This is a genomic window from Mobiluncus mulieris, assembly GCF_014204735.1.
Classification (GTDB): domain Bacteria; phylum Actinomycetota; class Actinomycetes; order Actinomycetales; family Actinomycetaceae; genus Mobiluncus; species Mobiluncus mulieris.
Genome location: NZ_JACHMA010000001.1, coordinates 2,216,603 through 2,235,312, shown reverse-complemented (window position 1 = coordinate 2,235,312; position 18,710 = coordinate 2,216,603). Strand labels below are relative to the sequence as shown.

At 57.3% G+C, this 18,710-nt stretch carries 11 protein-coding genes and 2 pseudogenes; 6 read left to right on the top strand and 7 right to left on the bottom strand.

What is annotated here, in order from left to right; all coding sequences use genetic code 11:
- Positions 1-134: 134 nt before the first annotated feature.
- Positions 135-1,781 carry a cell wall-binding repeat-containing protein gene (locus F4555_RS09885; RefSeq protein WP_255312837.1) on the top strand — a complete coding sequence of 549 codons (1,647 nt, stop codon included), beginning with the start codon at positions 135-137 and terminating at the stop codon, positions 1,779-1,781.
- A 181-nt stretch (positions 1,782-1,962) separates the two neighbouring features.
- Positions 1,963-2,895, top strand: coding sequence for a M48 family metallopeptidase (locus F4555_RS09880; RefSeq protein WP_004015960.1), 933 nt, complete (start codon positions 1,963-1,965; stop codon positions 2,893-2,895).
- A 1,038-nt stretch (positions 2,896-3,933) separates the two neighbouring features.
- On the opposite strand, the gene F4555_RS11610 is transcribed toward F4555_RS09880, so the two are convergent.
- Positions 3,934-4,245: a hypothetical protein gene (locus tag F4555_RS11610; protein WP_346387938.1), complete on the bottom strand. Its 312-nt coding sequence runs from the start codon at positions 4,243-4,245 to the stop codon at positions 3,934-3,936.
- Between the two features lie 162 nt (positions 4,246-4,407).
- A pseudogene (locus F4555_RS09870) lies at positions 4,408-4,929 on the bottom strand (DUF3644 domain-containing protein); the annotation flags it as partial.
- An 889-nt stretch (positions 4,930-5,818) separates the two neighbouring features.
- On the opposite strand from F4555_RS09870, the gene F4555_RS09865 reads away from it, so the two are divergent.
- Positions 5,819-9,316, top strand: coding sequence for a cell wall-binding repeat-containing protein (locus tag F4555_RS09865; protein WP_255312918.1), 3,498 nt, complete (start codon positions 5,819-5,821; stop codon positions 9,314-9,316).
- A 588-nt stretch (positions 9,317-9,904) separates the two neighbouring features.
- Complete coding sequence (locus tag F4555_RS09860) at positions 9,905-10,105, top strand: hypothetical protein (RefSeq protein ID WP_127891461.1); 201 nt, start codon at positions 9,905-9,907, stop codon at positions 10,103-10,105.
- Between the two features lie 85 nt (positions 10,106-10,190).
- On the opposite strand, the gene hemQ is transcribed toward F4555_RS09860, so the two are convergent.
- The 3 genes from hemQ to F4555_RS09845 form a co-directional block, all read right to left on the bottom strand.
- Positions 10,191-10,976, bottom strand: a complete 786-nt coding sequence (hemQ, locus tag F4555_RS09855; protein ID WP_115325680.1) for a hydrogen peroxide-dependent heme synthase — start codon at positions 10,974-10,976, stop codon at positions 10,191-10,193.
- Between the two features lie 67 nt (positions 10,977-11,043).
- Complete coding sequence (locus F4555_RS09850; RefSeq protein WP_115325681.1) at positions 11,044-12,363, bottom strand: ferrochelatase; 1,320 nt, start codon at positions 12,361-12,363, stop codon at positions 11,044-11,046.
- 9 nt (positions 12,364-12,372) lie between these two features.
- Positions 12,373-13,680 (bottom strand): glutamyl-tRNA reductase, encoded by a 1,308-nt coding sequence (locus F4555_RS09845; RefSeq protein ID WP_004013544.1) that lies wholly within the window; start codon positions 13,678-13,680, stop codon positions 12,373-12,375.
- A gap of 153 nt (positions 13,681-13,833) precedes the next feature.
- Here F4555_RS09845 and hemE point away from each other — a divergent pair, with 153 nt between their 5' ends.
- Both hemE and F4555_RS09835 read left to right on the top strand, forming a co-directional pair.
- The gene (gene hemE / locus F4555_RS09840) at positions 13,834-14,916 is read left to right on the top strand and encodes a uroporphyrinogen decarboxylase (RefSeq protein ID WP_115325682.1); all 1,083 of its coding nucleotides are present in this window, start codon (positions 13,834-13,836) and stop codon (positions 14,914-14,916) included.
- A gap of 184 nt (positions 14,917-15,100) precedes the next feature.
- Positions 15,101-16,759: a protoporphyrinogen/coproporphyrinogen oxidase gene (locus tag F4555_RS09835; protein ID WP_004013547.1), complete on the top strand. Its 1,659-nt coding sequence runs from the start codon at positions 15,101-15,103 to the stop codon at positions 16,757-16,759.
- Here F4555_RS09835 and relB read toward each other — a convergent pair.
- The gene (relB, locus tag F4555_RS09830) at positions 16,749-16,913 is read right to left on the bottom strand and encodes a type II toxin-antitoxin system RelB family antitoxin (RefSeq protein ID WP_248613779.1); all 165 of its coding nucleotides are present in this window, start codon (positions 16,911-16,913) and stop codon (positions 16,749-16,751) included. The two genes, F4555_RS09835 and relB, sit on opposite strands and share 11 nt — an antisense overlap.
- Positions 16,914-17,112: 199 nt before the next feature.
- Positions 17,113-18,681 (bottom strand): annotated as a pseudogene (locus F4555_RS09825) (IS1634 family transposase).
- Positions 18,682-18,710 lie beyond the last annotated feature (29 nt).

Genomic DNA, 18,710 nt, shown 5'->3' with positions numbered 1-18,710 from the left:
AAATTGTCAATTTTCAGGTATTTTTCAGCGTTATTCTGCGGAAAAGTCCTTGGAAGCCCACCTGAATTTAGGTATCATGTGAATGTAAGTGTTAAGGAGTGCTTACAGATAGATAAGGGCAGGTGAGTATGGATATGAAACCGACTACCCAATGCAAGGATGTTGTTACAGGAGAAGGCGCGGCCACAGCCGCTCGTTCCGCTGTAGGCGGGCGTGTCCATTTGGGGCGTTTCCTGGTAGGTGGGGTAGCACTAGTAGGCATGGTAGCCGTGTCGATGGTAGGTGGTGCCAAAGTTATCCAGGATGTCGACCGTACCCCTCTGGTGGGAGTGGCCGAATCTACCGCCAATCCAAACCCTGATGCGGGTCTGAATGACCCGGCCGGCCCCGGCGCAGCCCCTGCTCCCAGCCAGCCTGGCCGTGTTGGCGGCGGCGGTGCGGCAGCCACTGCTATCCAAGTGTCCCGGCGTGCCTTCCCCGGTAGCGCTGCGGAGGTTTACTTAGCGCGTCTGGATAATCCGGTTGATGCCCTCGCGGCATCCGTCATGCCCAATGGGCCGATTCTGTTGGTGCCCACCGACGGTAACGTGCCCCCCGCAGTTTTCGAAGAAATCAAACGTCTGAATCCCGGTAAAGTAGTTTTGCTGGGTGGCAAGAGCGCTATCAGCGACAATGTTGCTGGCCAGATTACCACTTACACTGGCAAGAACACCGTGCGGGTTTCCGGTGCTAACCGGGTTGCTACCGCTGCCGCTATTGCTAGCTATGCCTATCCGGGCGGGAATCCCACGGTTTACGTTGCTGATGCTATGGGTGCCGACGGCAAGGGCTCGCCTGATGCGGTGGCCGCTGGGGTGTTGACCGACGGTCCGATTATTACTGTTACCGCTAACGGTGGGGATATCGCTACTGCCGCGCAAACCGTAAAGGCTCTTGGGGCTAACCGGGTTGTGGCCTTGGGTGGGAAAGCCGCTGTTTCTGATGCGACTCTCAACCAGGTTGCCGGTGGTTCCGCCACCGACCGGATTTCCGGGCCTAACCGCTACCAGACTTCCGTGGCTATCGGCCAGCGGGTCTTTGGTACCAGCGCTGGTAATGTTTACTTGGCTTCCGGCACTGACCTGGCCTATGCCCTGGTTGCCGGTTCGCTGACTGACGGTCCGATTATCTTGGTTCCCGGTGCTGCGGATGGTAATACTCGTGGATTGGTGACTTCCTTTGGTAATCCCAATGTTAACGCGATAGGTGATGGTTCCTCGGTCAGTGACTCGGTGCTGCAGGTGGCCGCTGGTTACGCCCAGCCGCAAGCCGCCCAGCAACCGCAAAAGTCGAGCGCACCGGTAGCGGGAGTCAGCCAGGTTTACACCAAGTACTCCATGCAACCCTCGCCAACTGATGGGGCGCGTGAGGAAGCCATCTACAACGCTATCAACGGAACTCGTACCGGCCACGGGGTGCCCGCTTTGACTCGCGACCCGGTTATGGACGATGCTGCTCGCGCCTGGGCACAGCAAGTAGCCCGCACTGATGTCTTCGTTCACTCGAATGGGGCTTTGAAGTACGCGGACTTGTTCCCTGCCGGTTGGAGGTACGCCGGCGAGAACATGGTTGGGTACTACAATATCGAGCCCGGTCCTTACGCCGCTGGATGTAACGACCTGTGGGTCAAGTCCCCCGGCCACTACAAGAACCTGATTGACGGACGTTTCAACCGTACCGGTGTCGGGGTGGCGACGGGACGCACCTGGGTGTACGCAGTCCAAAACTTCGGTCAATACTAAAAATCTTATTCTCATACTCCTTTCATTCGGGAAAGTCGGCGCGTGGCGCCGGCTTTTCCGCGTGTGGGGGGTGTAGTTCTCATTTATATACGAGAAGCTGCGTAAGAATAAGCCACAAGCTGAAGAATAAGTTACTATGTTTCGACGCCCAGCTGCCAACACCGCATAGTACAATTAACCGATGCCACGCAAGCAGCAGACCGAGGATATTGGGGTGTACCACCTGGGGGAAACCCCGGTGAGGTTGCAGCGCAAAAACGTTCATCACCTGCGGCTTCGGGTCACTGACCGGGGTGATTTTTTCCTGTCCATTCCGCGGCGTGCCCCGTTGGCCACCGCCCGCGAGTTCCTGGAGGAGCAACGCGACTGGGTTGAAAATCAGCGCCACCGGCTGCGGGCAAAGCACGCTAATGCCCCAAGGTTTGAAACCGGCGAGGAAATCGCCTGGTGGGGTCAGACTTTGACCCTGCAGGTGGTGATGTTCGACCCCGCTGGCGGAGGTTCGGATCCGAAAGGTGTCGGGTCGGCTACGGCTTCACGAGGTGCTATTCGGGGTGGCGATTGGCTCGGTCAGGCGTGCCTTGCGGGTTTCGAGCCGGTGGGGGTGCCGGGTGGAGCGACGCCTGCGGGGGAGGCGGTTTCATTAGGTGCCATTCGGGGCTCGCGAGCGGAATCCCCAAAGCCGGGTTCGCGAAAATCCAAACCGCGCGCCAAAGCAGAGGTGCGTGGGGACACCTTGCGACTCATGACCCCGCCGGGAACAAACGCAACCCAACGTGAAGGTGCCGTCGACCAGTTGCGCCGTGCCTCGATGGAAACCCGACTAGCCGCGTTGCTGCCGAAGTGGGCGGCGGCTTTGGGGATAGCGGAAACCGGCGCGGTGCGGATTCGGCGCATGAAAACCCGGTGGGGTTCTTGCAATCCGCGTACCCGCGCTTTGACGTTTAACCTGGAGTTGAGCGCGCGCGACCCGAAGTTCCTGGAATACGTAGTGGCGCACGAGTTGACGCATTATTTTCATTCTAATCACGGCCCGGAGTTTCATGCGCTGCTGGGTGCGCATCTGCCGGGTGAGCGTGCTTTGCGCCGGGAACTGAATTCGCGCCAACCCTAGGCTCGCGTTAGGGGCTTCGGCCGGGTGTTTCGGGTTTTTGGTTGTGACCGGTGCGTTTCGAATCTTTGGTCGCAAGCCGTGCGTTTCGCCCGGGTGCTTCGGGTTTTTGGTCGTAACCGGTGCGTTTTTGGCCACATCGTCGCAATATACGAAGATGTGGCCAGAATCGCACCATTTGTGTTATGACCGGGGTTTCCTCTACCTCTGCGACCCGGCTTCCACAATTGCGTAGCATATGGTGTGTTTCTTGGTGTTTGTGCTGGTAGATGGGGTTTTGCTGGTGTTTTTGGCATCCTGATGTCCGGGATTTAGAGGATTTTAGGTTGCTGTTACGACACCGCAATCTCAAATTATCGAAATGTAGCAGTGATTTCTGGACTTGGCGGCAATATTTGTACCCGGCTGTGACGAATTCAGGAAAAATCGCCTCGACCATGAGCTAAATCGGCCACCCTGTCTTGAATTTTCCTGATTTTGTCACAAGCCCCTCCATACTGGCTCCAAAATTTCCTGATTCCGTCACAAACCAAACACACTAAAGCTGTGGAACTCAGGCGCGTTTCGGCCGTGTGTTTCGAACCCTTGGTCGTAGCCGGTGCGTTTTTGGCAACATCGTCGAGTATTACGCGGATGTGGACGAAATCGCACCGGTTACGTTTTGCGCTCCGAGTTTTTAATCCCGGGTCTACGGGTATTCTGAGCTACTCTAAAGCTACTCTAACATTGTTAGAGTAGCGACTTTTGCCCGGTATTCTGGGGGAAACTCGGCTACTCTAACACCTACTCTAACAATTTGATGTTAGGGCTTCCGCCCTGGTGGCGCGTCCCGCTTCCCCGACGATAACCACGGAGCAGTCCTCGAAACCGCAAAACCTAAAAAGTTGCTCGACTCAAAACCTATTTTGGAACTTTTTTGCTAGAATTGAACAGTGATGAACTTACTTGCGAAGGAACTAAGCTGGATCCCCGAATGGGGGTAGGATTCTTGGCTAATCTTAGAATTCCCTTGCTCCTGGGGTAGAGTTCCTCGCAAACTTTTTACCGAAATCCCTTCGCCAGCAAATCCGTTAGGACATGCGGGTTTCTGCGAATCGAGTCGACAATGAGTTCCACTGTTTGCTGGGAATACACGTATGACAGTGCCTTCTCTCCTTTCGTGGCTCGGTTGTATCCGTAGCGAGGGTCAGTTTTCAGGTTGTAGAACTTGACCATGATTGTCCAATGGTGGTTGTTGAATTTATCTTGGATTCTATCCCTATAGGTAAACGTTACGCCGTGTTTCTGCAGCTGCCGGTTGACCTCCTCCCAAACTTTGCGTGCCGTGTAGGGGTACTTGTTTTGCAAATCCACGGTTTGTTTAGCGATGGCAATTCCCACATTTGCCTCTTTGTCGATTCTGACTGCCAAATCAGCTTTTTCTACGTTCTTTACAACTATCAGACTGGTTTCATAGTAAGACGCGTAGCGTGATGAACCGTCTTCACCAGGAATAACGGCTGCGTTGTAGAGTTCTAGCAGTCTCTCTGCCACTTCGGGGCTGTATTTGGCGCGAACGACCTCGTCGTTAATAATGTCGCGCTTCACGGACAGATTCAGGTAGTTTTCCGGGATACGGTTGCTGATGTCGATTCCGTGAAGGGCTCGCAGTTTGTCTTGATAGTTTAAAACCGATGATTACAGCAAGGGTCCATAAAGGATTTCGTATTCCTCTGTGATGAAATGTGTGCTGGTGTTGCGCAGGTTGATAATCTGGGTCATATTTTGACGCAAGGGGTCATTTTCGTTGGTAAAAATTTTGCGCAAACAGTCTTCGAGGGACAGGGTGCGATTTCCCTTGTGCTTGTAGTAAATCGAGTCTTGACCTTGGGTCTTGAGAAGGTGCGCCTTCAACATCAACTCCCAAGCCGAGCAAAGGAAAATCGCGCAGCCCTCCGCGTGATACCGAATGGTTGTTCGGTTGTATAATTCGATAGCCAGCATAAACATCTCTTGGGACTTGTCCAGGAGTCGTCTGGGGGTTTCCTTTGCACACATACGGGGGTTATCTCATATTACTGTGACGAGGCGGCTGTCCCTGTGGTAGAAATGCCGGGTTGATTTTGGACATTTGTTGGGTTCATGAGGTGCTTGCCTGAGTGTGTCGCTTCGGTTTGTGTTCGGCGGCGGGTTCATGAGGTGCTTGTGTCGCTGCGGTGCGGCGGCGGTTTGGGGTGTGTGCTCGCGCTTGGCTGCTTGGGGTGTGCGCACGAGAGGCGATGGGGGAAGTATTCCCCCAACTTTTGCTATATAATTATAGCAAAAGTCTCCCCCCTCAGCCTCTCGTTTGCGCCGCACCCCCTACGCAGCCGCCGCGCCGACCGCCGCAGCACCAACCAAACACTATATGATACAATAAAAGCGGGAGGGGAGAACCCAGAACCACAGAAGTAGAAACCAACAAGAGACAACTTTGGTACCCCAACCAACCCAGCCCTCTACCCCCAAACCTTGTTAGCGGAATAAGTTAACACAAGCCGAAACAAAACGTAAAACAAAATTACGAAACCCGTTGCCACCAGCAGCAATAGCTGGACGGGTGATAAACCTTACGTAAACTACTAGCAAAACAAGCCGGAATGTGGCATCATGGGGCTTGTGTATCACAAGGATACCAATTGGGTGACCCACGAGAGCCCATGCTTGAATAGGGTTCGCGCTTGGGAACGGAGCCGCCCAACTAACAGTTAACAAATCCGAAAGGAAAAGTTATGCAAAACCAACCTAAAAATCGCGGGGGGGGGGCAGCCTAAATAGACTGGGTATCGCCACCCTTACCGGCCTCCTCGCTGCGGGTCTCACCCCGGCATTAACCAACCTCGCCTTCGCCGACGACCCTAAACCAGTCGAAATAACAGGCAGCGGTGAAGCTACTGCAAAGGTGACTATTAAAGGCGCCGTCGCTGCTAAAGGTGTCGACGGCCTAGCAGGCGCGGAGTCGGGTTTGCTTACCGGTTTGAAATTAGATGAGACTCTCAAGACTATTTACAAGGTAAAAATCGCCGGCGACACTACAACTAATGCTGAAGACAATAAGTGCCCGAAACTCGGCGCCGAAAAGGACGAGGCGCTCGTAGACATCGGTGAGAAGGGAGCTTTCACCCATGAAATCAGCTTCCCGGCCACCGGCGCTCCAGATGATGAAAAGAATTGCAAATACACTATTTCCGTAGTGCCGGCAGATACAGCGGAGCCTGCCGGGTGGGAAAACACCAAAGATGTGTATGCCTTCACCGTTAAACAACAAAAAACCAGCGATAAAATCACTGTCAAGGGTACTGGTTCGTCGGATGCGGTTGAGCTCAAAAAAGGCACCGCAGATAGTCAAGATGATAATGGTGGGGATGCTATTGCATTTGCGGCTCAGTTCCACGCCGTTGTCTTCGATTTGAACAAAGACAAGTCAGGTGGCGACCCGTCTTGGGATAAGGCTGGTGAGAATAAGGCTGCTAAAGTGGTGGTTCTCACCAAAGACAATGATAGTTTCAAGAAGCTTTCTGAGGGGGTCGATGACCCTGCCGGCATCCCCACAGGTAAAGCCTTCGCCGGCTGGTACACTGCCGCAGAAAACGGCGACAAACTTGCTAGTGCAAGTAAAAACGCGGATGTGTCTGGTAAAACTAAACTCTTTGCGCACTACGACGAGTTGGTTAAAGTAAACTTCCTTAAAGAAGACTCCACCAAAGCCGAAGGCGACGCTGTGGCTAAAACCATCGAAGTAGCTAAGGGTGGGGATTTGAAGTCTAAGAAAGCCGACATCCCGACCGATGCCACCTCGCTGTGTGTTGATAACGCCGGTGGTAAGACTGTTGAGAAGCGTCTCACCGGCTGGAAGAAACTCGAAAACGGCTCGGCTACAGGCTCCGAGGTAACTACGGAGTCTCTCACGGACACCAGTGCTCCGACGTTTGACACGGAGACTAGCTATGTGGCGCAGTGTCAGAAGCGCCCCGTTGTTACCTTCAAGAACTCAGACAACACTATTGACGGCAAGGTTGAGTTGGTTGTTGATGCTAACGGGAAACTGGCGGAAAGCGACATCCCGGGAGACAACAGTTTCTGCACCAGTACCGGGCAGGTGTTCAAAGGCTGGAAAGGCAACACCGACAGTGGTTTGAAATCTAAGGCAGAATTGAAAGCAGAGACTTTCAATGATAGCGCGTCTTACACCGCGTCTTGCGCAGTCCCGTCAGTAACCTTCAACGCCGGCGCCGGCGGCAATTTCAGCAAGAAGCAGGTCGATATTGTGGATGACTCTGTAACCGTACCTAACGGTAGTGATGAAGCTAAGAAGAACGACCGCGTGCTGATGGGCTGGAGACTCACCAAGAAAGGTGAAAGCAGCCAGGCAGAACTGAACACGGTCTACAAGGTCGGCAATGATAACAAGCTTGAGGGTTACACTCCGGCTGATGGCGACGAGTTGACCGCCGTGTGGGGCGTGAAAGTCAAATTCAACTCCAACGCTGATACCACTTCTGGTGGTAGCGCTGTCATCAAGTTCAAGGACGGCAAACCCGATGCTACCGGTGATGTTGAGTATGTTTTGGTTGAGGAAGGCAAGACCATTCCGGCGGGTGTGGTTCCCGGTGACAAACTCGCCTGCGTAAAGAATGGCACAACCGAGCACGCTGTTAAACAGTGGAACACCGGTAGTGGTGGTTCTGCCGCTGCGTTTGTTTTATCTACGAAGGTCAACCCGAATAGCACTGATGAGTTGGTTTTGACCGCCGAGTGTGCGGAGCCGATTACCGTGAAATTCAACCCGAATAAGGGTGATTTCGTGAAAGACACTCAGGGCGTTGACAAAGGTGTGGTGTCTATTACTGTCGGTAAAGGCGGTACTATCAATCCTCTAGACGGTGCGAAGGCTCTGATTCGTGAGGGCTACAAGTTCTCTAAGTGGTGCGACGGAACCGGCTCAGATAATGCCACTTCCCCGACTAAAGCCGACGGCACAGTAGATAACGGAACCTGTGACACTGCGTCTAGCTTCGAAGCTTTGAATGCGGGTAAGACTGTGTTCGCCGTGTGGACGGCTGAGGCGGATAAGAAGATTGAGTACTACGATTCTAAAGGCAAAGTATCAGGTGCAACAGCTGTAGTTACGGATTCAGCTGTGAAGTATAACTCGGTGCCGTCCAAGAAGGATGGTAAGGATGAGTATTGTAAAGACTCTGGTAAGCCTGTTTTCGACTACTGGACACTGAATTCCAACAACGAGGCTACCCCTGCGCAATACAAGTTCGAGGAACGCGTGACCGATGATGTGGAACTGAGAGCTGTTTGTAAAGCCAAGGCTGCTGACCCGACCCCGGCTCCGAACCCGTCTAATCCGTCGGTAACTCCGGGTGGCTCCGGTTCTGGCAGTGGTTCTACTGGTGGTAGCACCGGTGGTTCTTACTTTGGTGGCGGTTCGTTTGGCGGCGGGTCTTCCACCCCGTCCACCCCAGCTAAAGACAAGAAGGATGATGGGAAGAAGAAACCCGGTGACAAGAAGCAGCAGCCTGTGGTGAACAAGTTCGACAAGCAGTTCACTAAGAAGCTGGATTTGCCCAAGAACGCGGTGGTGCGTTCTGCTGGTCAAGACCGGGTCGCGACCTCGCTAGCGGCTCTGTCGTTGGCGAAGAACCACGACACCGTCGTGTTGGCGACGGGTAGTAACTTCCCCGATGCTTTGACTGGTGGTGCCCTGGCGGGTGCGTTGAAAGCTGGGGTGGTGTTGACCACTAGCAGTACTTTGGAGCAGTCCGTGGTAAACGCTTTGAAGGCTCAGGGCACTAAGACTGTCTATATTGTGGGTGGTCAAAGTGTGGTGTCTGCGGGTAAGGAAGCCGCGTTGCGTGCTGCTGGGTTCCAGGTGGTTCGTTTGGCTGGGGCTGACCGCTATGAGACAGCCGCGTTGGTTAAAGCCGAGACCCTGAAGCGGCTTGGTGGTAAGGCCGTGGTGTCTTGTAATGCTACTGGGGCTAACTTCCCGGATGCCCTGGCGTGTGCTTCGGCCGCGTCCCTGTCCGGTGGGGTGGTCGACCTAGTACGTCCGGGTCAGTCTGTGGCTGCGGATAAGGTGGCTGGGAAGACGATTTGTGCTGGTGGGTCAGCCTGCGCTGCGGCTTCGGGCAGTGTCACCAAGGTTGTGGGTTCCGACCGCTACGAGACCGCCTACAAGCTGGCGGAGATGACCCCGGCTAAAGGCAAGGTCATGGTGGCTAACGGCCAATCCTACGCAGACTCTTTAGTGGCTGGTGCTTTGGCTGGGTCTACGGGGGCGAACCTGGTGTTGTCCAACGCGAAACGCGTGAACGTCCCGGCCAGTACCACTAGCGCTCACCTGTTCGGCGGCAACGCTGTCCTACCGGACAACCTACCCATGTACACCAAGTAGTTGCTTGTTGTGTCGCCCCGGGGCTCTGGTGCTTTGGGGCTCTGGGGTGACACGGCCGGGCTAGCTATGTTTTGTCCGATAACGCTTAGCGGCAAAGCCACTAAAAGAAAATACGGAAAACATGAATCGCCCTACGTTAGGGGTGCTTCGGCGGCAACAGCAAATCGTTGCTGTTGCTTAATCGCCTTCGCCGGTGACTGTGCCGATATGCGGCTTGCGCCGCGCGGCACAGCCCAGACAAGCCCCGCAGCACCATAGAGCGAAAGCGCGCGGGGAAGGCGGACGGTGAAGAGCCTATGGGTGCTCGTAGTTTCCCTTAGAAACGAAGTTTCTTAGGGAAACAGAGCAGAACCCCATCAGCTCGAACCGCCGCCGACCGCGAGCCGCAGCGGCGCAGCACCGAGCGGCAGAAACGCAACGCCGACCGCGAGCCGCAGCGACACAAGCGGCTCATGAAACCGCGAGCCGAGGCGACACAAGCAACACAACAAAGACTGCGCGGGGGCGGCCGTACACCACCCCCGCACAGCGTAGGATTCGAGTCGTTTTCCTTACTCTAATCCTACGTCTGCGGCGCGGGCATAGACGATGCCACCGCAGTGTTATCTGGATTCCAAGGCTCATACCCCAGGACACTGGGTGCAAGCCCAAGGATTCAGACTTCAGATAATTGATGAGAACGGGAGTGCCGGGCATAAGCCTGACACTCCCGCTTTATGCCTAGAACCCCGAATGGCACCTCATGAACAACGCCGTGAAGCGCAGCCAAAAGACTACTTAGCGCAGTGATGCTCTACCGGGCGATATTAGAGGAATTCCGGCGGCGGTAAATCGTCACCGCCGCCGAAGTGCCTCCACGCCTGGGACTGCGCCGTTATGCGACTTCGTCGCGCGGCGCAGTAGGCTGCAAATCGACCCACTCCCAGGGCTCGACCCGCACCCCGGTATAGAACGGCGTGTCCACGCGGACGAACAAGCGGGCTTCGACCTCGCGCTGTTTGCGCAACACACCCATGACCCGATCCATCTTGTCCGCCTCCAGGGTTACGGTCCATTCCCAGTCGCCCAGGGCGAAAGCCGCCAGCGTGGAAATCGCGACATCGTTGTAATCCGCGCCGTTCAGGCCGTGTTCCTTCAAGATTGCGGAGCGCCGGGCGGCGGGCAAATAATACCAGTCCCAAGACCGCACGAAAGGATAAACCGTCATGTATTTGCGGGGCGCAAAGCCGCCCCAACACGCCGGCAGATGGGACTCGTTGAACTCGGCGGGCAGGTGGCGGCTCATGGCACACCACACGGGTTCCAGCAAGGCTCGCTGTCCGTGGCAGGTTCCCAGGGCACCGACCCGGCGGTAGGCGGCCTGTAGCGCCTCGGGGTTGTCGTCCAGTGCCCAAATCATCAAATCCGCGTCCGCGCGGAAACCGGAAACGTCATACCAGCCGCGCACCACGGTGCCTTTCAGGCACTCTTCCAGGCGTGCCTTGATGCGTCCCAAATGCTCCGCGTCATCGGGCAGCGGGCGGGTGCGCTTAAATACCATGTGCAGGGAATAGTTTTCCCGCGCGTTGACCTCGCGATAGTCGACCGCGTAGTCGCGCGGGTCGCCGGTAATTTCCGGGGCGGTTGGTACGTGTGCGGGGATGTGTCCGGGGTGTCCCATGTTTACTCCTTATAGACGCTAGAAATGAATGCGGTTTTAGCTTCCAGTCTAGTGCGTTTCGAGAGTCTTAACCGTGCAGATGGCGCGGGTAGCGGCAGCAATCCACCCCGCAGTTTTCACCCAGGGCGGGATAGGTGCCGGGTTCCACTACCAGTTCGGGGTGCTCCCCGCGTGCCAGGGCGGCGCGTTCAGCCACTAAGTCCGCCAGTTGGTCGAGGAACCCCGGATAGGATTCGGCGGTGGCGGTGCGCACATAGTTCAGGCCGACTTCCCGCGCGGTTTGCACGGCCTCGGTGTCCAGGTCAAACACGACTTCCATGTGGTCAGAGATAAAACCGATAGGGGCGACCATCACGTTGCGGATGCCAGATACCTGCAGGTCAGAGAGGTGGTCGTTAATATCGGGTTCCAGCCACTGTTGGTGTGGCGACCCGGAGCGGGAGCAAAATGCCAGTGACCAGGGCAGTTGCAGGCCGCCGGCGCGCAGTTGCCGGTTGATGGCGTTGGCGATGGCGAGGTGTTGCGCCAGGTATGTCCAGCCTGTCCCGAGGCAGTCTTGTTGTTTGGTGACTTGCGCCAGGCCGGTTATGGTGTCTGGATCAAGTTCGGGGTGTCGCGGGGTCGAGTGCCCTTCGGGGTGGGGGCGGTCGTCGAACAGGGCGGGTTTGTGGGTCGCTTTGGTGTCCCTGGGGGTGGCTTCGGGTTCACGAGGTGCCATCCGAGATGCCGACAAGCCCCCATTTTCGTCAACCACGTCAATTTCAGAAACCCGTCCCCCCGAGTTTCTGGCCATCTCGAGTGGAATAGAATGCGTCACATAAACCAGGTGGGTTTTCGGGGGAACAGTCCCGGCGGGACTCGACTGTGAGTCGGCTAGCTGGGCTAGCGCCTCATGAACAGCCGCCACATTAGCGGCTACGAAACCCGGCGTATTCGCGAAAGGCCGCACCCGGTCGAGCGTTAACTCTATTTCGGGGTGTTTTTCTTGGAATGAGGCGAGAGCCGCCGCCAGATTCTCGCGGTATTGGCGGCATCCCGAGTAAGACGTGTAGGCCGCCGTGAACAGCGTCAAAATCCGGCGCGCCCCGCGCCGCGCGAGGTCTTCGAGAGTTTCCGTGAAATACGGGTGCCAGTTGCGGTTGCCGATACCGTAAATCAGGTTATCGCCCAGGCGGTGACGCAAAGCCGCGAGCAACTCTTGGTTGCGGCGGTTAATGGGGGAACGTCCCCCGAACAGTTCATAGTGACGTCCCACTTGACGCAGCCTAGAATCGGGGATTCCCGCCCCGCCGGTGGCGTTGCGTAAAAATGGCAACACATCCTCTGGTCGGTTGGGTCCACCATAGCTGACCAGCATTAAAGCATCGTAGGGGGAAACATCGTACATTACTCTACCTTACCCGCTGAACGCATCCTCTAAAACTTCTGGGGTTAGACCCCACACGGTGGCCAGGGCATCCACCCACTGGGAACCCAGGCCGGATTCAGCCGCCATATGCGCCGACACCGTCGGGGTGTGAGCCAGTTTCTTGACGACATGCCAAATCGCGCGTTCCGCATCCTCACGGGCGACGGTTTCGCCGGGGGGCAGGGCGGCGATTTCTTCACAAGCCGCCGCCTCGAACAAGGCACGCAGCCGCACAATCACCGGATCCATGTGCCGCGCGGCCACTGCCGCGTCATAATCCGCGAGGCCTTCCTCAATGAGTTCATTGGCGCGCTGGATTTGGGATATCGCCAGGGCGGGGACGTGGGCACGGATATCCTCGAGGTTCCACATTTTCACGCCCGACAGTTGGTGGACTCGCGGATCCACGTCGGCGTGCAGGGCAAGATCCAGGATTACCAGGGGGCGGCGGCGATTTGGGGTGGCCGCCGCGACCTGGTCGGCTGACAAGACCGGGGAGCCTAAACCACGACAGGCCAAAACCAGGTCGGCCTCCTGTAGCGCCGCCACCGTGTCCTCGGGTTCCACCACGCGGGTGCGGTGAATTTGGGCGAAAGACACGACCCGGCGCGAGGTTTGAATATTGGCAATGTCGCGCACGCCGCGCGCCCGCAGCTGCGCCACGGCCGTGCCGGCATAGGCTCCGGTGCCGACCAGCAGGGCTTTCAGGCCTTGCCAAGAGGGCACGCCGGTCGGGTTTTCGTCAACCACGTCAAGCGGTGATGTGTGTGTTGCGGCGGGGTTGGCGGGTGGCACCTCATGAACAGTCAGGGGCAAGTCCCGGGCGGCCAAATCGAGGGCGACGGATACCACCGAGCGACCCAACCCAGTTAACTCGGTGTGGGTGGCGACGCGCCGCGAGGTCGCCAACGCGCCTTCGAACATCTTTATCATCAGGCCTTTTATAGTGCCTTGGTCGAGGGCAGCGGTGAAAGCGCGGCGCACCTGGCCGGCGATTTCGGCTTCGCCCACCACCATGGAATCCAGGCCGGAAGCCACCCTAAACAGATGCTCGGCGACTTCCCGCCCTTCCAGATAATTCCAGTTCAAATCGGTTCCATCAAGCGGCACGAGTCGAATCTGGGGCTCGGCCGAAACATAGATTTCCACGCGGTTACATGTCACCAAAGAGACCAGGGAATGCACCCCCGGGGTGTCGCGCCACTCCGAGGTATGCGTTTGCACCAGGTCAGCGGCGCGCGCAACCTGGGAAATCGCGTGGGTCAGGTGGTTTACCGTGTAAAGTTGGAATGGCATCGCCAAACATACTAGCTAAACGCTTTAATTATGGCCATATGGTCAGTATCAAAGCTTTGCCTAAGCTGAGGGCGCGCCGCTGTAAACCCGGTTTGAACTGGGGTTATATGTGTTATTAGACGGCGGGGTTGGGGGTTTCGCTAAACTGGGATTATGGCGGCGAATACAGTCCTTTTAAACACCCCGATGTTGTCTAATTCCCCTTTCCGGGCGGCTCTAGCGGGAGTTCGTCCCGCCCAGACCCCGGTGTGGTTCATGCGCCAAGCCGGCCGCTCCCTGCCGGAATACCGCGCGGCTCGCGCCGGGGTGGGGATGCTGATGGCTTGTACCACCCCGGACTTGGTCGCCGAGATTACCCTGCAGCCGGTGCGCCGCCACGACGTCGACGCGGCAGTGTTCTTTTCTGATATTGTGATTCCCTTGTATTTGTGCGGAGTGGGAATTGACATGGTTGACGGAATCGGGCCGGTTTTGGATTCGCCGGTACGCTCGGTGGCTGACGTGGAGCGCCTGGTGGGACTGGAGGTTTCGGACTGGTCGGTGATCGAGGACGCGGCCGCGTTGGGGCGCCGCGAGTTGGCCTTCGAAAAAGTCCTGTTGGGTTTCGCCGGGGCGCCGTTCACGCTGGCCTCGTACCTGATTGAATCGGGACAGCCCGGGGTGTCGAAGGCACAACGTCGGGCGTGTCGGCGCACGCGCGAGTTCATGAGGTGCCAGCCGCAAGCCTGGGCAAAACTTGCCACTTGGTGCGCCCGCCTGTCCGGGGAATTCCTGGCCGCCCAAATCCGGGGCGGAGCCGAAGCGGTGCAGCTGTTCGATTCCTGGGTTGGAGTCTTGACGGAATCGGAGTACCGCGAGTATGCCCAGCCCTATACCCGGATGGCTCTCGAAGCCGCGAAAGGTGTCAACCACGTCAACTTTGCAGTCGCGGCTTCACACCTGTTGGAAGCGCTGGGGGAGACTGCTGATGTGGTGTCGGTCGGGACGGATATTTCCCTGGATACGGCGGCGGCGCGCCTGCCCGAAACAGTCCTACAGGGCAACCTTGACCCCGAGTTACTGATTCAAAGTGACTCCGAAAAGATATGGTCAGAAGCTGACAAGGTTCTCCAGGCGGGGCAGGCGGCTCCGGCGCATATTTTCAATCTCGGCCACGGAGTGAAACCCGAAACCGACCCCGGATTGTTGACCGAGCTGGTAGCCCGCGTCCACGCCTGGCGGCCGGTACTAATCTGAATTTCGGAGACATTCCGGCTTGGGGAACAATGACCAGTTATTCGGGTGGAGTGGATGGTATCCGTGTGACCCGGTTTTGAGATTACTTTTCACGAGGGGCTGGCCTGGTTTTCCCGGCGAGGATGCGGGGAATGTGACAAACTGGGAACTAAGAGAATAAGCCAGTGAAGCCAGATGGCACCTCATGAAAGGAACCCCCGTGACCAACCCGGCGCAACACCCCGAGCCGAACCAGACAACCGCAACCGCGCCCGCAGCGGATGGAAAGGGCACAGATACCAAGCCCACTGAAACCAAAGCCGGCGCGCTCGCAGACCAGGGTTTCGACATGATAATCCTCGGCGGCGGACTCGGCGCACTCACCGCCGCGTATACCGCCACCAAACAGGGCTTGCGACCCCTGATACTCGAAGAACGCGGGCGACCCGGCGGCCTGGTGTGCTCCGGGGTTTTCGGCGGGGCAACTGTGGACATCGGCGCGGAATCCTACGCCACGCGCACCCCCGAAGTAACCGGCCTGTGTCGGGAACTGGGGCTAGAACCAGTGCCACCCGTGAGTGACTCGTGGGTGTGGGATCATCGGCGCGGTGCGCCCGTACGGATTCCCTTCGGAACACTAGGAATCCCAGCCGACCTCGACGACCCGGTTTTCGTCGAGAGCCTCACCGCCGTGGCCGGGCCCCAAGCCGTCGCGCGGGCTCGCGAAGACCTCACCCTGCCCCCCGAAGTCGGCGCGGATGCCACCAACCTGGCCGACCTGGTCACCGCGCGCCTGGGGTCAGCCGTCCTCGAAGCCTTCGTCACCCCCTTCGCCGGGGGAATACACTCCACCCACCCCAGCGGGCTAGACCCGCGCAAAGTCACCCCCGGCCTTTTGGAAGCCCTCGCGCGCGAAGGCAGCCTGACCGGGGCGGTACGTGCCACCCGCGATCCGAAGCGCCCCGTGGTAATGATGCCGCGCGGGGGCATGTTTCGCCTGGTAGACGCCCTGGTCGAAAGAATCCTTGCGGCCGGGGGGCGCATCGACAACCACGTGCGCGCCCTGCACCTCGAGGCCGGCATTGGCCAAGACAACCCCCGCTGGGTGGTGTGGTGCAAACACACCGTGTCGAACCGGAAAATCCCCGGCGGCCCGCCCGCAGAAAGCGGCAACGCGTTTGGCCTGGCCACCGACCGCGTGGTCGTGGCGCTACCCGCCAACCCGGCCTTGAGGATTCTCAATTCGGCCGCGGCCTCGATGCTTCGCCTGCGGTTTCACGCCCAGCGTGCCGGGCGGGATGCTTCGGTGCGTTTTGACGCGGGCGCATTAGAGGCCATCGGGGATTTGACCACCGGCTTTGAGCTCCACCCCGGCACTCCGGTGATGAACGTGACCCTGGCGGTGAACAGCCCCGAGTTGGATTGCACCCCGCACGGTTCCGGCATGTTGGTCGGCCCCCCTCCCGCCGGCGACCCCGCAGCCCTGCAAGCCAAGGCGATTACGCACTATTCCGCCAAATGGCCCTCTACGATGGTCGGCGCCGCCCCGCACACGCATGTGCTGCGAATCTCTTATGGCCGCGAGGGTGACCCCAAGGGCTTCGTCTATGGGATTACCGTGGAACGCGCGCTCGCTGATGCCTCCCGGATGTTGGGGGTGCGGCTTCATGAGTCGCAAATCCTGGATTCAAGACGAGTGTTTTGGGGCGACGCCATGACCCACCCGGATTTGTCCGAACGGGCACGAATCCGCGAAATCGAGGCGGCGGCGGCGCGGGTCGAAGGCCTGGATTTAGAGGGCGCCTGGGTGGCGGGCACCGGCATCACTGCCGTGGTCGCCCACGGCTTGCGATTCAACCAGTAGCGTAGGCGCGGGGCGCCGCCGCCAAATCATATTCATCTTCGATGCGCTCAAACAGAGCCTGTTTAAAGGCTTCGCCCACAGAAATACATTGCAACCGGGCATAGCTGGTCGCCAAGTCTTTTTCTGCTGCGGTCAGGCGAATAGAAAAAGCCATCACACCCACCCCCATTCATAGTACATTGTATGGCTTAGCGTATCTTGTTCGTATAATGCAGCCCAGGCAGTTTTCCACCGTTAAGGGCGCACGCGGTGACTAAGGGAAAATCCAGTACATGATAGTCTTCAACCTGTGCCTGAAAGCAACTATGAGATGCTCCAACGAGCTGCTGGTTGGCCACCCGAGTTGCACAGGTTTAGTGACCCAGCTTGTTTAGGATTTTCTGGGTTTCGGGGTTGATTTCTGGTTGGGCTGTGATTTGCTGTCCTCCGGGTAGGCTTATGGTGATTTCCCGGAGGGGTCGTAGGGTTCGGACGAGTTTTTTGGGTGTTATTCCGGTCTTTTGGTACAAATACCGGGATACGGCGAGGGCGGCCATGACGATGGTCAAGTGAGCTTCGATAGCGTCTTTTTGCCGGTGGAATATCGGGCGTGCTCGCAGGTCGGTTTTCGACATGCGGAAGGATTGTTCCACGTGCCACAGTTCGTGATACGAGTCGATAACCTCTGTTGCGGGCATCAACGTGGCGGGAAGGTTTGTGACGTAGCCTTTAAGTCCTTCGAGTTTCTGGGCGCGTTCAAAGGCTTTCTCATCAAAACTACAGCCACTACGAGTGGTTTTGACGAACCTGGGTCGACGTGCGGGTTTTATCCCGTCTACCGCGTCTAGGGCGCGACGACGCTGCGCCTCTAAGGTAACAGAGTCTCTCCTGGCGCGTTTCGCGGAGTACTGCCACACCGCCCGCCACGACGTGCCCATCGTAGGGTTCCATACGGGTTCGACCTTCAGCTTCTTGTTGTTGACTTTACTGTTGGCATGCCGGGGTGTGACCGTGTCGATAATCTGGCCGTCGGCGAAGTAGTCTCCGTTCCAATAAAAATGCGACTCTAAATCATGGGGTGCTTTGGTTTGCCTAGAACCGACAATGAATTTGAATCCGGCTGCGTCCAGAGCCTTGAGGTTCTCGTTGCTGAGCATGCCCGCATCGGCTACCACAACGAAAGAATCCAGGCCGTGACGGTCTTGGAACCCTTTGATAACCGGCAGAAGGGTTTTGGTTTCAGCCTTGTTACCCTCGAAACACCCTATTTCCAGGGGGAACCCGCTACGGTCTACCAGCAGGCCGACCACAATCTGGGGGTCAACACGTCTTTCTTTCGAGTAACCAACTTTACGCAAGCCCTGGTTTTCCCCGCTGTCCTCGTCCTCACATTCAGCCTCGAAATACAGGGTAGTCACATCATACAAAACCAAAGAAAGGTCACCAGACCTCGAAGCGTGTGTGAAGCAGGCCTCAGCCAACCGAGAACGATAATCCCGCCCCGCGCAGCGTTGTAGACAGTTATTGAAAGTATTACGATGCGCCACCTCAACACCGAGTTCCCCAAGAATCCGTATCGTATCCGACTTAGACGCAGGCTCCACAATACGAGCCAAAACCAACTGCTCAAACACGCTATCGTCTATAGCCTGGTCGAACCCAACAGCCCGATACGCCCCCCGGAGCACCGCCCACAGTAGTGCTGATGACTGATGCTGCACTTTCGGCGTAGAACAAAAACCGGTATCCAGGGAATTGAAATCGAATTCCAGCTACCCAGGACGCAGCTCTTTGCGCCCTATCTCAAGTAAAACCGCGAGTTTAGCCTCATCATGAGCCGAACCAAGATGCTTCAAAACCCGGTTCACCCGACCTTGCTTTTCCACTATCTGTACCGCCACAGCACCCGAGGCCGTTCTCACTTTACGCAAAAAAGGCGACATAACCCTAGTCTAACCAAAAACACCACCAC